We start from the raw sequence: 956 nt of genomic DNA, 5'->3' as shown, positions 1-956 counted from the left end.
TAGAGAATCAACAAGTTAGGAGTAAGAAAAAATGATAAAAACTCATAGAGTAAAATTAAACCTAACTAGAACACAATTTGAATTAGTAAGGGAAAAACAAATAGAGAGTGCTAATTGTTGAAATCATATAGTTAGCTTATCCAAAGAATACTATTTTGAACATAAACAATGGATAAAAAAGAATGATATACAAAAGATAATCAAAGGTAAATACAATCTACATAGTCAAACTATACAAGCAATATCAGATAAATTTGATGCTAATAGAAAAACTATTTCAGAGTTAAGAAAGAAAGATAATACCAAGGCAAAGTATCCATATAAAACCAAGAAATTTTATATAATACCATTCAAAGCTAGTGCAATAAATATCAATGCTAAAGGTAACTTAAAGTTATCAATGTCAAAAGGTATCTATTTAGAGTTAGATTTTAATATTGAAAATATAAAGACTGCTGAAATAGTATGGCGAAACGGATATTATTTGTATTATACATTTGATGATGGAATCATTAATCCAACACCGAAAGGTAACAACACCGTAGGTGTAGACTTAGGAGAAATACATTCGATAGCTAGTATAACTAATGAAGGTATCGGACTTATAATATCTAATAGAGAAGGTAGAAGTATTAAGCAATTTAGAAATAAGATATATGCTTATATCTCTAAAAGATTAAGTAGATGTAAAAAAGGTAGTAGACAATATAAGAGATTATGGAAATTAAAAAACACTATTAGAACTAAAACAGATAACCAATTAATAAATTTATACCACCAAACAACTAGAAAGTTTATAAACTTTTGTGTAGAGCAACAAGTATGTGAAATAGTTTTAGGAGATATAAAAGGAATTGAGAAAAATACAAAAAAGAAGAAAAGATTAAATAGAATTAATAGACAAAAAATATCTCAAATGGAGTATGGTCGCATTAAAGACTATATTAAATATAAGG

The 956-nt window shown here is 26.0% G+C and carries 1 protein-coding gene; it reads left to right on the top strand.

What is annotated here, in order from left to right:
- Positions 1 to 400: 400 nt before the first annotated feature.
- A partial coding sequence (locus tag KGF41_RS20460; RefSeq protein WP_227857134.1) for a transposase occupies positions 401 to 956 on the top strand: 556 nt, incomplete at its 3' end.

The organism is Clostridioides sp. ZZV14-6150 (assembly GCF_020657875.1).
Lineage (GTDB): Bacteria > Bacillota > Clostridia > Peptostreptococcales > Peptostreptococcaceae > Clostridioides.
The sequence above is the reverse complement of the archived record's forward strand: the minus strand, read 5'-3'. Positions and strand labels throughout refer to the sequence as shown.